Raw genomic sequence first — 20,295 nt, 5'->3', positions numbered from 1 at the left:
GCTCGATCGTGACGCCGTTCCAGTGCCCGGCCAGGTACTGGTGGTGGACACCGCAACGGTCGTGTCGAAGTTGGTCTGATCGGACGAGTGGCCCGGTCGCGTGCACCCCGTGCTCGCGGCCCGTTCACCCGGAATTCGGCTGCACCGATTACAAACCCGCACATGAGCGATGGTGTGGTGAACCGGCGGACGCTGCTGCGTGCCGGTGCGATCGGTGCGGCCGCGGCGTTCGTCCCGGGTGGTGTGGCGTTGGCGCGCGGCGGCGACCGGCCGGTGCTCACGCACGGCGTGCAGTCCGGGGACGTGACGTTCGACGGTGGCCTGGTGTGGACGCGGGCCGACCGGCCGTCCCGAATGCTGGTGCAGGTGTCGTCGGACCCGTCGTTCCGGCACGCGCGGACCGTGCGCGGACCGCTGCTGACGCCGGAGACCGGTGGCACGGGCCGGGTGCGGCTGCGCGGCCTGCCGGGTGGGCGGGAGGTGCACTACCGCGTCGTCGCCGAGGACCTGGACGGCCGCACCCGCAGCGAAGGCGTGACGGGCAGCTTCCGCACCGCGCCCCCGGGCCGTGACGACGTCCGGTTCGTGTGGTCCGGCGACGTGGCGGGCCAGGGGTGGGGCAGCAACCCGGACCTGGGGGGCATGCCGATCTTCGGCGCGATGGCCGCCCGCCGCCCCGACTTCTTCCTCAACAGCGGTGACACGGTGTACGCCGACGGCCCTTTGCAGGAGAAGGTGACGCTGCCCGACGGGCGGGTGTGGCGCAACGTCGTCATCCCGGAGAAGCTCAAGGTCGCCGAGACGCTGGACGAGTACCGCGGCCAGTTCGCCTACAACCTGCTCGACCCGCAGTACCGCTCGTTCGCCTCGCGGGTGCCGATGATCGTGCAGTGGGACGACCACGAGGTGACCAACAACTGGTACCCGGGCGAGATCCTCACCTCACCCGCGTACACCGAGAAGCGGGTGGACGTGCTGGCCGCGCGGGCGTTCCGGGCGTTCCACGAGTGGCAGCCGATCGACCCGCGGCAGGCGGTGGACGGCCGGGTGTACCGCAAGTTCCGGCACGGGGCGCACGTCGAGGTGTTCGTGCTGGACATGCGGTCGTACAAGGACGCCAACACGGCGCCGCGCGACGGTGTCGGGCACGTGCTGGGCGAGCGGCAGGCCCGCTGGCTGGTGGACTCCCTGGACCGCAGCCGCGCCACCTGGAAGATCATCGCGGCCGACCTGCCGATCGGGTTGACCGTGCCGGACGGCACCGACATCGAGGGCGTCGCCAACGGCCTGCCGGGCGCGCCGGGCGGTCGTGAGCACGAGCTGGCGTGGGTGTTGAGCGAGCTGAAGCGGCGGCGGGTGCGCAACACCGTGTGGCTCACCGCGGACGTCCACTACACGGCCGCGCACCACTACTCGCCGGAGCGCGCGTCGTTCCAGGACTTCGATCCGTTCTGGGAGTTCGTGTCCGGTCCGCTGAACGCGGGCGCGTTCGGCCCGAACGCCCTCGACCCGACGTTCGGCCCGGAAGCGGTGTTCGTCAACGCGCCGCCGGCCGCGAACACCACCCCGCTGGACGGGTTCCAGCACTTCGGCGAGGTCGAGGTGACGCGGGAGGGCGGGTTGACCGTGTGGCTGCGCGACATCCGGGGCCGGTCGTTGTGGAGCAAGACGCTCCAGCCCGAGCGCCGATGACGCAAGGACCTGCAAGCACTTGCAGCCGTCTGGGCCTTGTCCGGCCGAGATTGTCGTGGTTTTGTGCACCTCGCCCCGGCGCGCCGTCGGGGTGGGGTTGCAAATTCTTGCGACAAGGAGGTCGCGATGCGTCGGGCCGTCGCCGCGCTCATCGCCCTGGCCGTTGTGCCGTTCGTGCCACCACCCGCCGGCACCGCGCCCGAAGTGGGGCAGCGGCTCGCGGTCGGAGCCGTCACCGACCTCGCGCCCGGCGTCCGGGACGGTGACCGGGCGCTGGCGAAGGACGCGCTGCGGGCCGACCTGACCGGTGAGCGGTTCTACTTCGTGATGCCCGACCGGTTCGCCAACGGCGACCCGGGCAACGACCGCGGCGGCACGGCGGAGACCGACCGGCTCAAGAGCGGCTACGACCCCGCCGACAAGGGCTTCTACCACGGCGGCGACCTCAAGGGCCTGCGCGACAGGATCGGCTACCTGGACGACATGGGCGTCACCGCGATCTGGATGACGCCCATGTTCCAGAACCGGTGGGTGCAGGGCTCCGGCAACGACGTCTCGGCCGGCTACCACGGCTACTGGACCACCGACTTCACCAAGCTCGACCCGCACTTCGGCACCACCAACGACATGCGCCGGCTCATCCAGGACGCGCACCGCCGCGGCATCAAGGTCTTCTTCGACATCGTCGCCAACCACACCGCCGACCTGATCGACTACGCCGAGGGCGAGTACGACTACGTCGGCACGGGCGCGCAGCCGTACCTGGACGAGCAGGGCAACCCGGTCGACATCTCGAAGATCGCGGACCAGGAGCCCTTCCCGAAGCTCACCGCGCCGTACACGCCGGTGGTCAAGGGCGAGAAGACCCCGGCCTGGCTCAACGACCCGCAGCTCTACCACAACCGGGGCGACTCGACGTTCAGCGGCGAGTCGAACGAGTACGGCGACTTCTTCGGCCTGGACGACCTGATGACCGAGCACCCGACGGTCGTCAAGGGCATGAAGCGGATTTTCACGAGCTGGATCGACACGCTGGGCATCGACGGCTACCGGGTCGACACGGTCAAGCACGTCAACATGGAGTTCTGGCAGGCCCTCGCGCCGCACGTGAAGCAGTACGCGGCCATGCGCGGCAAGAAGGACTTCTTCGTCTTCGGCGAGGTCTTCGACGCCGACCCGGCGTTCACCTCCCGCTACACGACCACCGGCCGGATGCAGGCCACGCTGGACTTCCCGTTCCAGAGCGGCGCGGCCCGGTTCCTGTCCGGCCAGGGCGCGGCCCGGCTCGGCGAGGTGCTGGTGGAGGACGACCGCTACACCGACGCCGACTCCAACGCCTCCTCGCTGCCGACGTTCCTGGGCAACCACGACATGGGCCGCATCGCGTGGATGGTCCGGGAGAGCCGTCCGGGCATCTCCGAGGCGGAGTTGCTGGACCGGCTGGAACTCGGCAACGCGCTGATGTACCTGTGGCGCGGCAACCCGGTCGTCTACTACGGCGACGAGCAGGGTTTCGCGGGCACCGGCGGCGACAAGCTCGCCCGGCAGGACATGTTCGCCTCGAAGACGCCCGAGTACGCGGCCGAGGACCTGGTCGGCAGCGACCGCACCGGCGCGGTGGACAACTTCCGCACCGACCACCCGCTGTACCGGCAGCTCCGGGACCTGGCGAAGTTCGTGGACCGCGACCCCGTGTGGCGCGAGGGCAACCAGGCGCTGCGGCTCGCGCAGGGTGATGTGATCGCGTTCAGCCGCACGGGCCGCACCCAGCAGGTCGAGCACGTCGTGGTGGCCAACGCGGGCACCGCGCCCGCGACCGTCGACGTCCCCGTGTCGGGCAAGGGCTACCGCCCGATCTGGCCCGCCGCGGGCTCGCAGGTCAACGCCGTCGACGGCAAGGTCGCGGTGACCGTGCCCGCGCTGTCCGCCCTGGTGCTGCGCTCGACCGGCAGGATCCCGACCGCCGCGCCCACGCCGACATTGGCCGTGCCGCCGACCGGGACCGCGCTGGACGATCGGGTCGAGCTGCGCGCGGACGGCGTCACCTCGCCGTACGCGCAGGCCACGTTCGCCGCCCGGGTCGAGGGCGAGCGCGACTGGCAGGTGCTCGGCACCGACGACGCCGCGCCGTACCGGGTGTTCGCCGACCTGGCGGGCCTGCCGGGCGCGGCCGTGGGCAAGGACGTCGAGGTCCGCGTCGTCGCCAAGGACGCCATGGGCGCGTTGGGCGCGGACGGCGCCCGGGTCGGCCTGGTGGCCGCGCCGCCGGTCGAGCCGCCGACCACCGTGACGTCCGACTGGCTGGTGGTGCACTACAACCGCCCCGCGGGCGACTACGACGGCTGGGGCCTGCACGCGTGGGGCGACGTGGAGAACGCGCCGACCTGGGACGCGCCGCTGCCGTTCGCGGGCGAGACGCCGTACGGCCGGTTCGCCTGGGTGAAGCTCAAGCCGGGTGCGCGATCGGTCGGCCTGATCGCCCACCGCGGCGACGAGAAGGACACCGACGGTGACCGGTTCGTCGACCCGAGCGTGACGCCGCAGGTGTGGCTGGAGCAGGGGCAGGCCGCCGTGCACGCCAGCGAGGTCGCCGCGACCGGGCAAGCCGTGGTCACGCACACCGGTGACGCCACCGGTCTCGTGGTGCGCGCGGGCGGCGTCGACCACCCGTTCACCGGGGGAGTGGCGACCGTCCCGGCGACCGCGCCCGTCGAGTTCTCCGTGCTGCGCAACGGCACGGTCGAGGCGACCGGTCGCACGGCGGGCCACGCCTGGGTCAGCGGAGACGAGGTCCACGCGAGCCTGGCCGCCGCGCAGAACCGCGCGGTGATCCACTACAACCGGCCGGACGGCGACTACACCGACTGGACGCTCTACCACTGGACCGGGTCGCTGGAACCGAGCCCGGGCTGGAACCAGTCCCGCGTGCCGGACGGGACCGACGGGTTCGGCGTGTACTGGTCCGTGCCGCTGGAGCCGGGCGCGGCCGGGCTGAGCAACATCATCCACCGCGGTGACGCCAAGGACCCGGGACCGGACCAGTTCCTCGACGTCACGGGCACGGGCTACGAGGTCTGGTACGTCTCCGGCTCCACCAAGCCGGACGGCTCGATCTCCTACGTGCTGCCGCCGTCCGGTGGCGAGGGCGTGGACGACGACCTCACCAAGGCCAAGGCGGTCTGGGTGTCGAAGGACCTCCTCGTGTGGGACGTGCCCGTGGTGGCGTCCGACGGCTACCGGCTGGAGCACGACGGCAAGGTGCTGCGGCTGGAACCGTCGTCGGACGCCGTGCCCGACCGCTTCCCGCACCTGCGCGGCAAGCCGGTGTTCCGGGTGCGCGACGGCGAACGGCTGGACGGGGCGTTGCGCGGCAAGCTGTCCGCCGTGCACGTCGACGCCAACGGCGGCTTGCGGCACCGCACGGGCGTGCAGATCGCCGGCGTGCTGGACGACCGGTACGCCGCGGCGGCGTCCGCGCTGACCTACGGGCCGACGTTCGACGGCGACCGGGTGACGGCGCGGTTGTGGGCGCCCACGGCGTCCTCGGTGGCGTTGCAGGTGTTCGACCAGCCCGGCGGCACGGCCTCGACCGTGGACATGGCGCGCGACGACGCGTCCGGCTCGTGGTCGGCTTCCGGCGCGTGGCGGGACAAGTTCTACCTGTTCGAGGTGACCGTGGCCGGGCGCACGGTGACCGTGACCGACCCGTACTCGGTGGCGCTGGCGGTGAACTCGACGCACTCGCAGTTCGCCGACCTCGGCGACGCGCGCACCATGCCCGTCGACTGGGCGGGGCACGTCGCCCGCGGCCTGGACGGCGACCCGACCGAGCACGGCATCACCGAGCTGCACGTGCGCGACTTCTCCATCGGGGACACCACCGTGCCCGAATCCGACCGGGGCACGTACCGCGCGTTCACGCACGCGTCCTCGGTGGGCATGACGCACCTGCGCGAGCTGGCCGCCGCCGGCCTGGACACCGTGCACCTGCTGCCGACGTTCGACATCGCGACCATCCCGGAGAAGCGCGCGGACCAGCAGCGGCCGGCGTGCGACCTGGCGTCGTTGCCCGCGGACTCGCCGCAGCAGCAAGCCTGCCTGGCCGGTGTCGCCGCGGAGGACGGCTTCAACTGGGGCTACGACCCCTTCCACTACGACGTGCCCGAGGGCTCGTACGCCACGGACGACGCGCAGACCGGGTGGGCGCGCTCGAAGCAGTACCGCGAGATGGTGAAGTCGTTGCACGACAACGGCAACCGCGTGGTCGTGGACGTGGTCTACAACCACACGGCCGCGTCCGGTGACGCGCCGACGTCCGTGCTGGACAAGGTCGTGCCGGGGTACTACCAGCGGCTCGACCTCGACGGCGCCGTGGCCGACTCGACGTGCTGCGCGAACACCGCGACCGAGAACGCCATGATGGGCAAGCTCGTCGTGGACTCCGTGGTGCGCTGGGCCCGCCTCTACAAGGTGGACGGCTTCCGGTTCGACCTGATGGGCCACCACCCGAAGGCGAACGTCCTGGCCGTGCGGGCGGCGCTGGACGCGTTGACCGTCGAGCGCGACGGCGTGGACGGGCGCAAGATCCGGATCTACGGCGAGGGCTGGGACTTCGGCGAGGTCGCCGGCAACGCCCGGTTCGAGCAGGCCACCCAGGCGAACATGGCCGGGACGGGCATCGGCACGTTCAGCGACCGGCTGCGCGACGCGGTGCGCGGCGGCGGACCGTTCGACGCCGACCCGCGCGTGCAGGGGCTGGCTTCCGGCCTCGCGGGCGACCCGAACGGCTCGCCGGCCAACGGCGACGTGGCCGTGCGGCTGACCAACTACACCGACCTGGTGGAGTTGGGCATGGCGGGCAACATGGCGTCCTACCGGTTCCGGTCCACCGGTGGCGGCGAGGTCTCGGGCCGTGACGTCACGTACAACGGCTCACCCGCCGGGTACACGGGCGCGCCGGCCGACGTGATCACGTACGTCGACGCGCACGACAACGAGACGTTGTTCGACTCGCAGACCTACAAGCTGCCGGTGGGCACGTCCACGGCGGACCGGGTGCGGATGCAGAAGGTCGCGCTCGCCCCCGTCCTGCTCGGCCAGGGTCAACCGTTCCTGCACGCCGGCGCGGAGTTCCTGCGCTCGAAGTCGTTGGACCGCAACAGCTACGACTCGGGCGACTGGTTCAACCGCTACGACCCGTCGTTGCGCGACAACGGCTTCGCCCGCGGCCTGCCACCGGCGGCGGACAACGAGGACAAGTGGCCCTACGCCGCGCCCCTGCTGGGCAACACTGCCCTGAAGCCGTCTTCGGCGGACATGCGCGCGGCCCTGGACAACACCCTGCAACTGCTCCGCATCCGCGCGTCCTCCCCGCTGTTCACCCTGAACGACGCGGCACTGGTGCAGCAGAAGCTGTCGTTCCCGACCGCCGAACCGGGAATCGTCGCCGCACTCCTGGACGACACCGCCGGCCCGGACACCGATCCCGCGCTGGACGGCATCCTGGTGATCATCAACCCCTACCCGACCGAGAAGTCGGTCACCGCACCGGGCAACTGGCGGAACCACCCCCTGTCCGGCGACAAGGCCACCACCACCAACGGCACCATTACCGCGCCCGCCCGCTCGGTGGTCGTCCTGACCCGCTAGTGGTCGGCCAGCTCGACGCGTGACCGGACGTCCTCGGCGCGCAGGATGCGGAACCCCCGCTCCTGCGCGCCGAGCACTTTCAGGAACCCGGGACTGGTCTCCATCACGTAGACCTCGACCGTGTCGCCAGCGACCTCGATCCGCTCCAACGGCACCCACGGCGCGCCCACGACCGCCGCCAGCACCAACGCCACCGCGCCCACCACGTACCCGAACCGGCGCAGCACGAAGTCCGTCTGCGCGTGCAGCCGCCTCATCCGCTCCACGAGCACCGCGAGCACCGTGAACACCACCGCGCCGACCGGCACCCACCACCGGTGGTACGACAGCACGTGCGCCACCAGGAACGCCACCAGCACCGCCACCGCCAACGGCGCCGCCCGCGACCGCCTCCCGACCGCGTAGAACACCGTCAACGGCACCATCACCACCAGCAGCGCGCTGCTGATCGACGCGTCCGCCATGAACGTCCCCAGGAACAACCCCGGCGCGTCCTCCAAGTCCAACGTGTGCAGCAGCGCGAACGCCGTGTGCCAGTCGTAGTGCGACACCGCGAGCAGCCGCAGCAGCACGAACAGCACCGCGGCTCCGGTGAGGGTGCTCCCCGGGTGGGGCTTCTCGGTGGCCACGACCGGCACTATCGCAGCTCCGGCTACCCTTCACCCCAGTTGCACAACCCCGTACGAAGGAGTACTGACCGCCGTGAGCGAGCGCACCCTGGTCCTGGTCAAGCCCGACGGCGTCAGCCGCGGCCTGGTCGGCGAGGTCATCTCCCGCATCGAGCGCAAGGGCCTGAAGCTGGCCGCCCTGGAGCTGCGCGTCGTGGACCGCGCGACCGCCGAGCAGCACTACGCCGAGCACGACGGCAAGAGCTTCTACAACGACCTGGTCGAGTTCATCACCGGCGGCCCGCTGGTCGCGCTGGTCGTGGAGGGCCCCCGCGCCATCTCCGCGTTCCGCCAGCTGGCCGGCGGCACCGACCCGGTCGAGAAGGCCACCCCCGGCACGATCCGCGGCGACTTCGGCCTGGAGGTCCAGTTCAACCTGGTCCACGGCTCGGACTCGCCGGAGTCGGCCGAGCGCGAGATCAAGCTCTGGTTCCCGAACGTCTGACGCACGCGCACGAGAACGGCCCGGATCGCAGCGCGGTCCGGGCCGTAGTGTTCGAACGGTGACCTAGGTCTGGAGGGCTACGACGGCGTAGTGGAGCAACCGGTCGCGACCGGCGACCTCGCCACCGCGGCGGCATCGCTCGGCGGGACCTCGGGCTGGGCCCGGACCAACCTGACCTGAGGCCGCCCTGACCTAACGCCGCCCTGACCTGACGCCGCCCTGACCTAACGCCGCCCTGACCTAACGCCGCCCGGCCGTCGCGCGCGCCGGCGAGGAGCCCAGGCCGCCCGGCGCGGAGCCGTGCAGGACGACGCCGGGGCGGTGGCCCAGCGGCAGGTACATGCGCACGTCGTCGAACCGGACGTCGCCCACCGCGATCACGTTCGGCAGGCGGCCCCACTCGCGGAAGCCCAGGCTCTCGTACAACTGGATCGCGCCGTGGTTGTTGCCGCGCACCCCGAGCGTCAGCATCTCCAGCCCGGCCGCACGCGCGTGCTCGACCACCGCGCCCAACAGCCGCGCGCCCAACCCGAGCCCGCGTGCCGCCGGGTGGGAGGTCACCCGCCGCACCTCGGCCATGTGCTCGAACACCTGGCTCTCGGACCGCTTCCACGACGCCGTGCCGCGCAGCACACCGTCCACACGCGCCACGACGAGCGCACCGTCCGAAGGCGACGCGAGCACGCCGTCGAGCCAGGCGTCGGTCTCCGCGCGCCCCGGCGGCGACGTCCAGCCGATCGCACCGCCGGCGGCCACCACGGCGTGCAGCACCTCGTGCACTTCGGCCCGAAGCCGTTCGTCGGCCGCCACCGGCCAGTCCAGCTCGATCTCCACGGCGCCACCCTAAAACGGTTCCGAGAATGTCGGACCTCGCCGCTAACGTGACGAACGTGACCTCCACCCTCGTCCACGCCAAGGGCCTGACCAAGCACTTCGGTTCCTTCGAGGCCGTCCGGGGCATCGACGTCGAGGTGAGCAAGGGCGAGGCGTTCGGCTTCCTCGGCCCCAACGGCGCGGGCAAGTCCTCGACCATGCGCATGGTGTCGTGCGTGTCACCGCGCACCGGCGGCGAGCTGCGGGTGCTGGGCATGGACCCGGACACCGACGGCCCGAGGATCCGCGCCCGCATCGGCGTGGTGCCGCAGCAGGACAACCTCGACACCGAGCTGACCGTCCGGCAGAACCTCCAGGTCTACGGCCGCTACTTCGGCCTGTCCCGGGCGGCGGTGCGCGAGCGCGCCGTGGAGCTGATGGAGTTCGCCCAGCTCAGCGACCGCGCCGAAGCCGAGGTGGAGCCGCTGTCGGGCGGCATGAAGCGCCGCCTCACGATCGCCCGCTCCCTGGTCAACGACCCCGAGCTGCTGCTGCTCGACGAGCCGACCACCGGCCTCGACCCGCAGGCCCGCCACCTGCTGTGGGACCGGCTGTTCCGGCTCAAGCAGTCCGGCGTCACGCTCATCATCACCACGCACTACATGGACGAGGCCGAGCAGCTGTGCGACCGGCTGGTCGTGATGGACGGCGGCCGGATCGCGGCCGAGGGCTCGCCGTCGGAGCTGATCCGCCGCTACTCGACCCGGGAGGTGCTGGAGCTGCGCTTCCCGCCGGGCGAGCAGAGCGCCGAGGAGGTGCGCGACCTGGCCGAACGGGTCGAGGTGCTGCCCGACCGGGTGCTGCTCTACACCGCCGACGGCGAGGCGGCCCTGGCGGCGGCCCACGCGCGGGGCGTGCGGCCGGTGTCCAGCCTGGTGCGCCGCAGCACGTTGGAGGACGTGTTCCTGCGCCTGACCGGCCGGACGTTGGTGGACTGAGGTGGAGGCGCACGTCGTCGGCCCGTGGCGGGCCGCCCTGATCGCTGTGGAGCACCACTGGACCTGGTACCGGCGCAACTGGCGGGCCACGGTCATCTCGAACTTCCTGCAACCGGTGCTGTTCCTGCTGGCCATGGGCGTCGGGTTCGGCTCCCAGGTGAAGCAGGGCGAGGCCACCGGCGGCCACCCGTACCTGGTGTACCTGGCGCCCGCGCTGCTGGTCATCACCGCCGCGCAGAACGCGATGTTCGAGTCGACGTGGGCGGTGTTCTCGTCGTTCAAGTGGCAGCGCACGTACCTGGCGATGGTGTCCACCCCGATCACGCCCGCGCAGGTGCTGCACGGCCAGTTGCTGTGGATCGCGCTGCGCCTGGCGTCGGGCACCGCCGTGTTCCTGGCCATCGCCGCGGCGATGGGCGCGATCACCAGCCCGGCGGCGCTGCTGGCCGTGCCGTTCGCCACGCTGGCCGGCATGGCGTTCAGCGCGCCCGTGGTCGCCTTCGCCGCCACCCGGGAGAAGCCGGACTCGTTCAACGCCGTCTTCCGCTTCCTGCTGATGCCGATGACCCTGTTCACCGGCGCGTTCTTCCCGCTGGGCCAACTGCCCGGCTGGATCCACCCGCTGGCCTGGCTCACCCCCGTCTGGCACGGCATCGAGCTGACCCGCGGGGCGACGTTCGGCACCCTGGGCCTGCTGCCCGCGCTGGGTCACGTCGCCTACCTGTCCGCCCTGGTCGCGCTCGGCGTGGCCCTGGGCCGCCGCTACTTCCACCGGAGGCTGGCCGTATGACCAACGAGACCTCCACCGCGGACCGGCCCACGCCGGTCCGGGCGCGCAGCGGCGCCGGCCTGCTGCTGCGTGTCGTCCCGCCGGGCCTGTACGCGGGCCGCGCGCACGTGCTGGTCGAACGCTCGTACCTGGTCAGCAGGCGCGCCTGGATGTCGGTGTTCTCCGGCTTCTTCGAGCCGCTGTTCTTCCTGTTCTCCCTCGGCTACGGCCTGGGGCAGCTCGTCACCACCGTGGAGGGCCCCGGCGGGCCCGTGCCGTACGCGGTGTTCGTCGCACCCGCCCTGCTGGCCGCCTCGGCGATGAACGGCGCGGTGTTCGAGGCCACGTTCAACCTGTTCTTCAAGTTCAAGTACGCCAAGACCTACGACGCCGTGCTGGCCACGCCGCTCGGCCCGGTCGACATCGCGCTCGGCGAGGCCGCGTGGTGCCTCATCCGCGGCGGCCTGTACTCGGCGGGCTTCCTCGTGGTCATGGCCGGGTTCGGGCTGATCGGCTCGCCGTGGGCGCTGCTGGCGCTGCCCGCGTGCCTGCTGGTCGCGCTGGCGTTCGCGGCGGTCGGCATGGCCGCGGCCACGTTCATGCGCTCGTGGCACGACTTCGACCTGGTGCAGCTGGCCGTGATGCCGCTGTTCCTGTTCTCGACCACCTTCTACCCGCTGTCGGTCTACCCGGGCTGGTTGCAGGCGGTCGTGCAGTGGACGCCGCTGTACCACGCGATCGAGCTGATGAGGGGCCTGACCACGGGTTACGTCGGCTGGGGCGCGCTCGGGCACGTCGCGTACTTCGCCGTGATGGCCCTCGTCGGGGTGGTCGTCGCCGCGCGCAGGCTCGGCAAGTTGCTGCTGACCTGACCTGGTCCAACACTGGACGAACCCCGAGCTCCGGAGGTCGTCGTGGACGTCGTCGTACTCATCGGCCGCATCCTGTTCGTGTTCCTGTTCTTCGGCTCGGCGATGGGCCACCTCACCCAGACCGCGGCCATGGCGGGCTACGCCGCGTCCAAGGGCGTCCCGTCGGCGAAAGCCGCCACGTTCGGCAGCGGCGTGCTCATGGTCATCGGCGGGTTGATGGTGCTCCTGGGCGTGTGGGCGGACCTCGGCGCACTGCTGCTGGTGCTGTTCCTGCTGCCCACGGCGTTCCTCATGCACAACTTCTGGAAGGAGACCGACGCTCAGGCCAAGCAGATGGAGATGATCCAGTTCAACAAGGACATCGCCCTCGCGGGTGGCGCGCTGATGTTCTTCGGCCTGTACGCGGGTCCGGGCTCCGAGCTGGGCCTCACCATCACCGGACCGCTGTTCTGATGCCCATTGGCACTCCCGTTACCCTGGTCGGTGTGAGTGTCGAGTCGGTTTTCCCCGCCCTGGAACCCCTGCTGCCGAGGGTGTCCAAGCCGGTGCAGTACGTCGGCGGGGAACTCAACGCCACCGTGAAGGACTGGGACGCCGCCGCGGTGCGGTGGGCGCTGATGTACCCGGACGCCTACGAGGTGGGCCTGCCCAACCAGGGCGTCATGATCCTCTACGAGGTCCTCAACGAGCAGCCGGACGTGCTGGCCGAGCGGACCTACGCGGTGTGGCCCGACCTCGAGAAGCTGATGCGCGAGCACGGCGTGCCGCAGTTCACCGTCGACAGCCACCGGCCGGTCGGCGCGTTCGACCTGCTCGGGGTCAGCTTCGCGACCGAGCTGGGCTACACGAACCTGCTCAACGCGCTCGACCTGGCCGGCGTCCCGATCCACGCCGCCGACCGCACCGAGGACCACCCGATCGTGGTGGCGGGCGGGCACGCGGCGTTCAACCCGGAGCCGATCTCGCCGTTCGTCGACGCGGCCGTCCTGGGCGACGGCGAGGAAGCCGTCCTGGAGATCACCGACATCGTCCGCGCCTGGAAGGCCGAGGGCCGCCCCGGCGGCCGGGACGAGGTCCTGACCAGGCTCGCCGAGACCGGCGGCGTGTACGTGCCCCGGTTCTACGACGTCGAGTACCTGCCCGACGGCCGCATCCAGCGGGTGGTGCCCAACCGCGAGCGCGTGCCGTACCGGGTGTTCAAGCGGACCACGATGGACCTCGACGCGTGGCCGTACCCGAAGCAGCCGCTGGTGCCGCTCGCGGAGAGCGTGCACGAGCGGATGAGCGTGGAGATCTTCCGCGGCTGCACGCGCGGCTGCCGGTTCTGCCAGGCGGGCATGATCACCCGTCCGGTGCGCGAGCGGTCCATCGAGGGCATCGGCGCGATGGTGCAGCGCGGCCTGGAGGCGACCGGCTTCGAGGAGGTCGGCCTGCTGTCGCTGTCCAGCGCGGACCACTCGGAGATCGCCGAGATCACCAAGGGTCTCGCCGACCGCTACGAGGGCACGAACACCGGCCTGTCGCTGCCGTCGACGCGGGTGGACGCGTTCAACATCGACCTGGCCAACGAGCTGTCCCGCAACGGCCGCCGCTCGGGCCTCACGTTCGCCCCCGAGGGTGGCAGCGAGCGACTCCGCCGCGTGATCAACAAGATGGTGTCGGAGGAGGACCTGATCCGCACGGTCAGCGCCGCGTTCGGCGCGGGCTGGCGGCAGGTGAAGCTGTACTTCATGTGCGGGCTGCCCACCGAGACCGACGACGACGTGCTCCAGATCGCGGAGATGGCCAAGAACGTCATCCGCGCGGGTCGCGAGGTCTCCGGCCGCAAGGACATCCGCTGCACGATCTCCATCGGTGGGTTCGTGCCCAAGCCGCACACCCCGTTCCAGTGGGCCGCGCAGTGCGACCCGGACACGGTGGACGACCGGCTGCGCAAATTGCGCGACGCGGTGAACTCCGACCGCGCGCTGGGCCGCAACATCGGCATGCGCTACCACGACGGCAAGCCGTCCCTGATCGAAGGTCTGCTCTCGCGCGGCGACCGGCGCATCGGCCTGGTGATCGAACGGGTGTGGCGCGAGGGCGGCCGGTTCGACGGCTGGTCCGAGCACTTCTCCTACGACCGCTGGGTCCAGGCCGCGGAGGCGGAGCTGACCCCGTTGGGCGTGGACCTGGCGTGGTTCACCACGCGGGAGCGCGAGGAGCTGGAAGTCCTGCCCTGGGACCACCTGGACTCGGGCCTGGACAAGGAGTGGCTCTGGGCGGACTGGCAGGACGCCTTGGACGAGCGCGAGCAGGACGACTGCCGCTGGACCCCGTGCTTCGACTGCGGTGTGTGCCCGGCCATGGGAACGGACATCGAGGTCGGGCCCACCGGCCGGACGCTGCTGCCGATCTCGCCGGTCGGCAAGGGCTCCCCGGTGCGCAACCCGGCGTTGACCCAGGGCTGACGGCTCGCGGGCGGCCTCCTCGCACGGGGAGGCCGTCGCCCGCGACCTACTCCTGGACGGCGGCCAGCGCGTCCACCAGGCCGTGGCCGTAGAAGCCGTTGTACTCCGAGTGGCCCGTGCAGAACGCGTCCTGCACGCCCGTGCCGTTGAGGTCGTAGTCCGCCGGGCACGGCAACGTCTCCGCCTGCCCGTTGAGCATCTTCGACAGGTCCGTCGCGGACGCGCCGGGGTGCGTGGACGCCAGCAGCGCCGCCACCCCGGACACGTGCGGCGCGGCCATCGACGTGCCGCAGGAGTAGTCGTACCCGGCGGCCGGCACGGTCGACAGCACGCAGCCGCCCTGCCCGTCGTCCGGCGCCTGCCTGCGGTCGCCGCCCGGCGCGGCCACGTCCACCGCGCCCAGCCCGTAGGAGCTGTACCCGGCCTTCACCCGGTCCGCACCCACCGACGACACCGCCACGACGTTGCGCAACTGCGCCGGCAGCACCAGGCACGTGCTGTCCACCGGCCGCGGCTTGACGTCCTCCGGCGCGGCGTTGGTCGGGCTCATCGCGTCCCGGCCCGGCTTGGTCAGGTCGGCCGCCGCGTTGCCCGTCGCCGCCACCGTCAGCACGCCGCGCCCGGACGCGTGCTCGACGGCCCGCCGGACCGCCTCGTAGACCACGGACTGGCCCTGCTCGTCCTGGCAGGTGAACACCCACGGGTCGATGAAGTAGCTGTTGTTGGTGATGGTCATGCCCCGTTCGGCGGCCCACATGAACCCGCACACCGCGTACTCGGGGTAGATGAACCCGGCGTCGTCCACGACCTTCACCGACGCGATCCGCACGCCCGGCGCCACGCCCGTCGTGCCGCGGCCGTCGTCGGCCGCCGCGATCGTGCCCGCCACGTGCGTGCCGTGCCCGGACGTCGTCGGCGCCCACGCGGCGGGGGACGGGTCGGCCACGCCGGTCGTGCAGCCGGCCGACAGCGCCGGGTCCAGCGCGCCGACCAGGTCGGGGTGGGTCGGGTCGATGCCCGAGTCGAGCACGCCCACCACCACGTCACGGCTGCCGGTGCTGACGGCGTGCGCCTCGGCCGCCCGGATCAGGTCCATGTCCCACTGCTCGGCCGTGCGGTCCGCCGTGCCGTCCGCGGGACGGGCCGCGGTGACCTCGTCGTCCTTCTTCGTCTGCCGGGCCGGCGCGCCGTTGAGCTTGGACAGGCCGTCGGCCTGCGCGCTGTACGCCCGGTGCGCGCCGATGCGCCGCCCGAACCGGGGATCGGGCGAGACGGCCACGGCCACGGCGATCTGCGGGTAGTAGTGCGCGGTCGTGCCGCACGCGGCGGCGATCTGGGCGTCGGCCAGCGGAGCGCTGGTGCCCGGGTCGAACACGACCAGGTAGCGCAGCGTCGGACCCGGCTGGACGCAGTCGACCGCGGGAGCGGCGCCGGCGGTCTCGGCCGCGGTGGCGGTCGCCGAGAAGCAGCCGGTCGCGAGCAGCGCCGCGCTGACCGCGACCGCTTGGACGCGGCGGTGCAGAGGCACGGGGGACCTCCAGGGCTGGACCGGTGACGGGGGAGCCGTCGGTCCGACGTCGGGGCGAGCCGTCGATCGGACTGCTGCTGCCGGACCGTAGCCAGACCCGGCGGAGCAGACAAGCGCAACGGTGCCGAACAGGTCCAAGGTACCGTCCTCGTGGAGTAGGAGCGTGGACCGTTGGGGTGCTCGACCCCGTCACGGGCCACCAGGCACCCAAGGGGAGTAGCTCTGAGCCGCCAGCAGCAGCCCAACCCGTCGGCCGCACCTGTGCAGAAGCTCCGACTGCGCTACGCCAAACGCGGTCGGCTGCGGTTCACGTCACATCGTGACATCGCGCGCACGTTCGAGCGCGCGCTGCGTCGTGCGGGCGTTCCGATGGCTTATTCCCAGGGCTTCAGCCCTCACCCGAAGGTGTCATGGGTGGGTGCGGCGCCCACGGGCGTGGCGAGCGAGGCCGAGTACGTGGAGGTGTCCGTCGTGGACCGGGTCGACCCGGACGCGCTGCGGACCGCGCTCGACGCCGTGCTGCCGCCCGGTCTCGACGTGCTGGAGGTCGTCCAGTCCGCCGGCGGCACGCTGCCCGAGCGGATCGAGGCCAGCTCGTGGCGGGTCGAGCTCCCCGGCGTGTCGCCCGAAGAGCTGACCGAAGCGGTGACCGCGCTGATGGCGGCGGAATCCGTGCAGGTCGAGCGCCTGACCAAGGACGGGAAGAAGATCGTGGACGTGCGGCCGGCCATCGTGTCGGCCGAGGTGGGGCCCGCGGCGGGGGCGCATTCGAGCGACGCCGGACACGATGCACGAGATTTGTCACAGCCGTGTGGGATACTCATGACGGTCGTACGGCAGACAACCCCTACCGTGAGGCCCGACGACGTGCTGAGTGCGCTCCGAGTCGTCGCCGACCTGGTTCCGCCGGTCCCCGCGAAGGCGACCCGGATGGCGCAGGGGCGGCTGGACGACGAAGGCGGCCTGGTCGACCCGCTTGCCCTGGACAGGGCGGCGGAGGTCTGACCGGGCGGTGAACGTCAGCGTCGCTGACGGCGTCGTCGTAGCAGTATCGGGACCTGCTGTGCCGCGTGCCCCACGGGTGGGCGCCACAGCGCGAGGCAAGGATTCCCGCCGCCAGCCGCGGCGGTGAGTGGACAAGAGAGGCCCCTGCGCGGCCGCGTCGGTTGGGACGCGCCCGGGGGCGGAGGAGCTGCATTGTCGAACACGGAAAAGCCTGCCGGCGCCGCCGGCGGGGGTAACGCCACATCCGCACACCCCGATCTGGCGGATCTGCCCGCCAAGCTGCGGGTGCACGCGCTGGCCAAGCTGCTCGGCGCGAGCAGCAAGGACGTGGTGGCCGCCCTCGCCGACCTGGGCGAGACGGTGAAGGGCGCGCAGTCGAGCGTGAGCCGAGACCTCGCGCTCAAGGTCGCCGAGAGCCTGCTGGGCTGGGACGACATCGTCACCGGTGAGGTGGACGAGCAGACCGAGGAACCGGTGGCGGTGGCCCGCGAGGTCGCGCCGCTGGTGCCGCTGTTCGCCCCGCCGTCCGCGGTGTTCCTGCCGCCGACCCCGGTGGTCAAGGCCCAGCCGCTCAAGGACGCCCCGGTCAGCCGGGACGACGACCTCGACGACGTCGAGGACGACACCGACGAGCACGCAGCCGCCGACGACGCCGGCGACGAGGGCGAAGGCCGCCGCCGCCGCCGTCGTGGTCGGCGTGGTCGCGGTCGCGGCAAGGGCGTCGGCGAGGACAACGGCGACGACGAGCACGGCGAGGAGCAGGCCGAGGCCGCCGAGGCCGAGGCCGAGCCCGCCGACGAGGCGTCGGCCGACGAGGAGGGCGCGGGCAGCCGTCGCCGCCGGCGTCGCCGCCGCCGCAAGACCGGCGCCGAGGAAGAGGCCGCGCCGAGCGAGGACGACCCGCCGAACACGGTCGTCCACGTCCGCGAGCCCGCTCGTGACGCCCGTGACGACAAGGCCGACTCCGAGGCCGCGCAGAGCGAGGTGCGCAGCGTCCGCGGGTCGACCCGGCTGGAGGCCAAGCGCCAGCGCCGCCGTGACGGCCGCGAGGCCGGTCGCCGCCGCGCCCCCGTGCTGTCCGAGGCCGAGTTCCTGGCCCGCCGCGAGGCCGTGGAGCGCACGATGGTGGTGCGCGAGCGCGGCGACCGCACGCAGATCGGCGTGCTGGAGGACGGCGTCCTGGTCGAGCACTTCGTGACCTCGTCGGGCAGCGGTTCGCTGGTCGGCAACGTCTACCTCGGCCGGGTGCAGAACGTGCTGCCCTCGATGGAGGCGGCGTTCATCGACATCGGCCGCGGCCGCAACGCGGTGCTGTACGCGGGCGAGGTCGACTGGGACGCGGCCGGCCTGGAGGGCAAGGCCCGCAAGATCGAGCAGGCCCTGTCGACCGGTGACAGCGTGCTCGTGCAGGTCACCAAGGACCCGGTGGGCCACAAGGGCGCCCGGCTGACCACCCAGATCAGCCTGCCCGGCCGCTTCCTGGTCTACGTGCCCGGTGGTGGCGCGACCGGCATCAGCCGCAAGCTGCCCGACAACGAGCGCAAGCGCCTCAAGGACATCCTCAAGCGCGTCGTCCCCGAGGACGCGGGCGTCATCATCCGCACCGCCTCGGAGGGCATCGCCGAGGAGGAGCTGGCCCGCGACGTCACCCGCCTCCAGGCGCAGTGGCAGGTCATCAAGGAGAAGGCCGACGCGCCCAAGGCGCAGGCACCGCAGCTGCTGTACGAAGAGCCGGACCTGCTGGTGAAGGTCGTGCGCGACCTGTTCACCGAGGACTTCTCCACGCTCGTCGTCCAGGGCTCCGACGCCTGGGAGACCATCGACGGCTACGTGCGGCACGTCGCGCCGGACCTCCAGGAACGGCTGCGCAAGCACGTGGGCAACAGCGACGCGTTCACCGAGTACCGCATCGACGAGCAGCTGCTCAAGGCGCTGGACCGCAAGGTCTGGCTGCCGTCGGGCGGCTACCTGGTCATCGACCGCACCGAGGCGATGACGGTCATCGACGTCAACACCGGCAAGTTCACCGGATCGGGTGGAAACCTCGAAGAGACGGTGACCCGGAACAACCTGGAGGCGGCCGAGGAGATCGTCCGCCAGCTCCGGTTGCGCGACATCGGCGGCATCATCGTGATCGACTTCATCGACATGGTGCTGGAGTCGAACCGCGACCTGGTGCTGCGCCGGCTGACCGAGTGCCTCGGCCGCGACCGCACCCGCCACCAGGTGGCGGAGGTGACGTCGCTGGGCCTGGTGCAGATGACCCGCAAGCGGGTCGGCACGGGCCTGCTGGAGGCGTTCTCCACCACCTGCGAGCACTGCCGCGGGCGTGGCCTGGTCGTGACGACCGAGTCCATGCACTCGCACGGCAACGGCAACGGCAACGGCGGTGGCCAGTCCCAGCAGCAACAGCAGCAGGGGAGTAGCCGCAAGTCGCGCCGCGCCAAGCACGCGGACGTGCCGGAGCCGGTGGCCGAGCAGACCGTGGAGCCGACCGAGGAGCCCGAGGCGATCGCCGAGCAGTCGACTTCGGTCGAGCCGGTGTCCGCCGTGGTGGAGGAGGAGGCCGCGCCGGAGACCCCGAAGCGCGACCGCCGCCAGCGCCGCCGGGCCCGCCGCGAGGCCGGTGCCGTCGTCAAGCACGGCGACGAGGAGGCCGTGCCGTCGACGGCCCCCGAGCAGCCCGAGGTCGAGCAGCCGGTGGTCGAGCAGGCCGCTCCTGAGCAGCCTGTCGCCGAGCAGCCCGTCGCCGCGCCGCCCGTCGTCGAGAGGCCGGTCGCCGAGCAGCCCGTCGCCGAGCAGCCGGTCACCGGGCAGGACGCTCCCGCGCCGGTCGCCGCGGAGGCCGCGGAGCAGCCCGCCGAGGCCCCGTCGGCACCCGCCGACGCGCCCGTCACGACCGGCCGCACCCGCCGGCGGGTGACCAAGCCCGCCATGGTGCCCGAGCCCGTCACCCCGCCCGTCGCGGTGGCGCCGGTGGAGACCCCGCCCGTCACCCGGACGAGCGTCGTGCCGCCCGCCCAGGTCACCGAGCAGCCGGTCAACGGCCACGTCGAGCCGAGCGCGCCCGCGGTGACCACGCGTCGCCGCACGGCCCGCCGTGCCGCCTCCCGGCCCGCCGGCCCGCCGCTGGACGGCGTCAAGGAGAGCTGACCCGGGGATGTCGCACACCCGAACCGCTGCCCGGCCTGGCCGAGCAGCGGTTCGGTGTGTCCGGGCCTAATTCGGCGCAACGGCGCTGACCAGGGCGAACGCGGTTCACCGACCCCGGTTTGACCACGCCGTGCACCGCCACGTAACCTGATACGCGGCCCGCCATCCGGTGGGCCCTGTCGCGTGAAGCCCAGCTCGCTCGTTAGCAGTGCAGCCGAGGCGCGCGCGATCCCGTCCCGTCGAGTAGCAGGAG

The 20,295-nt window shown here is 72.0% G+C and carries 13 protein-coding genes; 10 read left to right on the top strand and 3 right to left on the bottom strand.

Translation table 11 applies throughout. From position 1 onward, the window contains the following. Positions 1-162: 162 nt before the first annotated feature. Both ACIQMJ_RS25260 and pulA read left to right on the top strand, forming a co-directional pair. Positions 163-1,692: an alkaline phosphatase D family protein gene (locus ACIQMJ_RS25260; RefSeq protein ID WP_499763450.1), complete on the top strand. Its 1,530-nt coding sequence runs from the start codon at positions 163-165 to the stop codon at positions 1,690-1,692. Between the two features lie 126 nt (positions 1,693-1,818). Then, positions 1,819-7,341, top strand: a complete 5,523-nt coding sequence (gene pulA / locus ACIQMJ_RS25255; RefSeq protein ID WP_499763449.1) for a pullulanase-type alpha-1,6-glucosidase — start codon at positions 1,819-1,821, stop codon at positions 7,339-7,341. Here the strand turns inward: pulA and ACIQMJ_RS25250 are convergent. Continuing rightward, positions 7,338-7,970, bottom strand: a complete 633-nt coding sequence (locus ACIQMJ_RS25250; protein ID WP_499763448.1) for a hypothetical protein — start codon at positions 7,968-7,970, stop codon at positions 7,338-7,340. The genes pulA and ACIQMJ_RS25250 overlap by 4 nt on opposite strands. Positions 7,971-8,043: 73 nt before the next feature. Between ACIQMJ_RS25250 and ndk the strand changes: the two genes are divergently transcribed. Next, positions 8,044-8,454, top strand: a complete 411-nt coding sequence (ndk, locus tag ACIQMJ_RS25245) for a nucleoside-diphosphate kinase (protein ID WP_387488890.1) — start codon at positions 8,044-8,046, stop codon at positions 8,452-8,454. 240 nt (positions 8,455-8,694) lie between these two features. Here the strand turns inward: ndk and ACIQMJ_RS25240 are convergent, their stop codons facing one another. Further along, positions 8,695-9,288 carry a GNAT family N-acetyltransferase gene (locus tag ACIQMJ_RS25240; protein WP_499763447.1) on the bottom strand — a complete coding sequence of 198 codons (594 nt, stop codon included), beginning with the start codon at positions 9,286-9,288 and terminating at the stop codon, positions 8,695-8,697. A gap of 56 nt (positions 9,289-9,344) precedes the next feature. Here ACIQMJ_RS25240 and ACIQMJ_RS25235 point away from each other — a divergent pair, with 56 nt between their 5' ends. The 5 genes from ACIQMJ_RS25235 to ACIQMJ_RS25215 are packed head-to-tail and all read left to right on the top strand — an operon-like array spanning position 9,345 to position 14,356. Then, positions 9,345-10,265 (top strand): ABC transporter ATP-binding protein, encoded by a 921-nt coding sequence (locus ACIQMJ_RS25235; RefSeq protein WP_499763446.1) that lies wholly within the window; start codon positions 9,345-9,347, stop codon positions 10,263-10,265. A 1-nt stretch (position 10,266) separates the two neighbouring features. Then, positions 10,267-11,055 carry an ABC transporter permease gene (locus tag ACIQMJ_RS25230; RefSeq protein ID WP_499763445.1) on the top strand — a complete coding sequence of 263 codons (789 nt, stop codon included), beginning with the start codon at positions 10,267-10,269 and terminating at the stop codon, positions 11,053-11,055. After that, a complete protein-coding gene (locus ACIQMJ_RS25225; RefSeq protein ID WP_499763444.1) occupies positions 11,052-11,906 on the top strand; it encodes an ABC transporter permease in 855 nt (284 codons plus the stop codon). The genes ACIQMJ_RS25230 and ACIQMJ_RS25225 overlap by 4 nt, the downstream gene beginning before the upstream one ends. A gap of 42 nt (positions 11,907-11,948) precedes the next feature. After that, the gene (locus ACIQMJ_RS25220) at positions 11,949-12,359 is read left to right on the top strand and encodes a DoxX family protein (RefSeq protein WP_499763443.1); all 411 of its coding nucleotides are present in this window, start codon (positions 11,949-11,951) and stop codon (positions 12,357-12,359) included. Positions 12,360-12,391: 32 nt separating this feature from the next. Then, positions 12,392-14,356 (top strand): TIGR03960 family B12-binding radical SAM protein, encoded by a 1,965-nt coding sequence (locus ACIQMJ_RS25215; RefSeq protein WP_499763442.1) that lies wholly within the window; start codon positions 12,392-12,394, stop codon positions 14,354-14,356. 46 nt (positions 14,357-14,402) lie between these two features. Here the strand turns inward: ACIQMJ_RS25215 and ACIQMJ_RS25210 are convergent, their stop codons facing one another. Further along, positions 14,403-15,884, bottom strand: a complete 1,482-nt coding sequence (locus tag ACIQMJ_RS25210; protein WP_499763441.1) for a S8 family peptidase — start codon at positions 15,882-15,884, stop codon at positions 14,403-14,405. A gap of 261 nt (positions 15,885-16,145) precedes the next feature. Between ACIQMJ_RS25210 and ACIQMJ_RS25205 the strand changes: the two genes are divergently transcribed. Continuing rightward, positions 16,146-16,889, top strand: coding sequence for a TIGR03936 family radical SAM-associated protein (locus tag ACIQMJ_RS25205; protein ID WP_499763440.1), 744 nt, complete (start codon positions 16,146-16,148; stop codon positions 16,887-16,889). A gap of 192 nt (positions 16,890-17,081) precedes the next feature. Next, positions 17,082-20,042 (top strand): translation initiation factor IF-2 N-terminal domain-containing protein, encoded by a 2,961-nt coding sequence (locus ACIQMJ_RS25200; protein ID WP_499763439.1) that lies wholly within the window; start codon positions 17,082-17,084, stop codon positions 20,040-20,042. The last annotated feature ends 253 nt before the right edge of the window (positions 20,043-20,295 follow it).

It is taken from the genome of Actinosynnema sp. NPDC091369 (assembly GCF_044757065.1).
GTDB lineage: Bacteria > Actinomycetota > Actinomycetes > Mycobacteriales > Pseudonocardiaceae > Actinosynnema.
This window is presented reverse-complemented; position numbering and strand designations above follow the sequence as displayed.

What these genes read in the sequence shown, in the direction of transcription:
- ACIQMJ_RS25260 (WP_499763450.1), top strand. Translation starts at nt 163, where the DNA reads ATGAGCGATGGTGTGGTGAACCGGCGGACGCTGCTGCGTGCCGGTGCG.
- pulA (WP_499763449.1), top strand. Translation starts at nt 1,819, where the DNA reads ATGCGTCGGGCCGTCGCCGCGCTCATCGCCCTGGCCGTTGTGCCGTTC.
- ACIQMJ_RS25225 (WP_499763444.1), top strand. Translation starts at nt 11,052, where the DNA reads ATGACCAACGAGACCTCCACCGCGGACCGGCCCACGCCGGTCCGGGCG.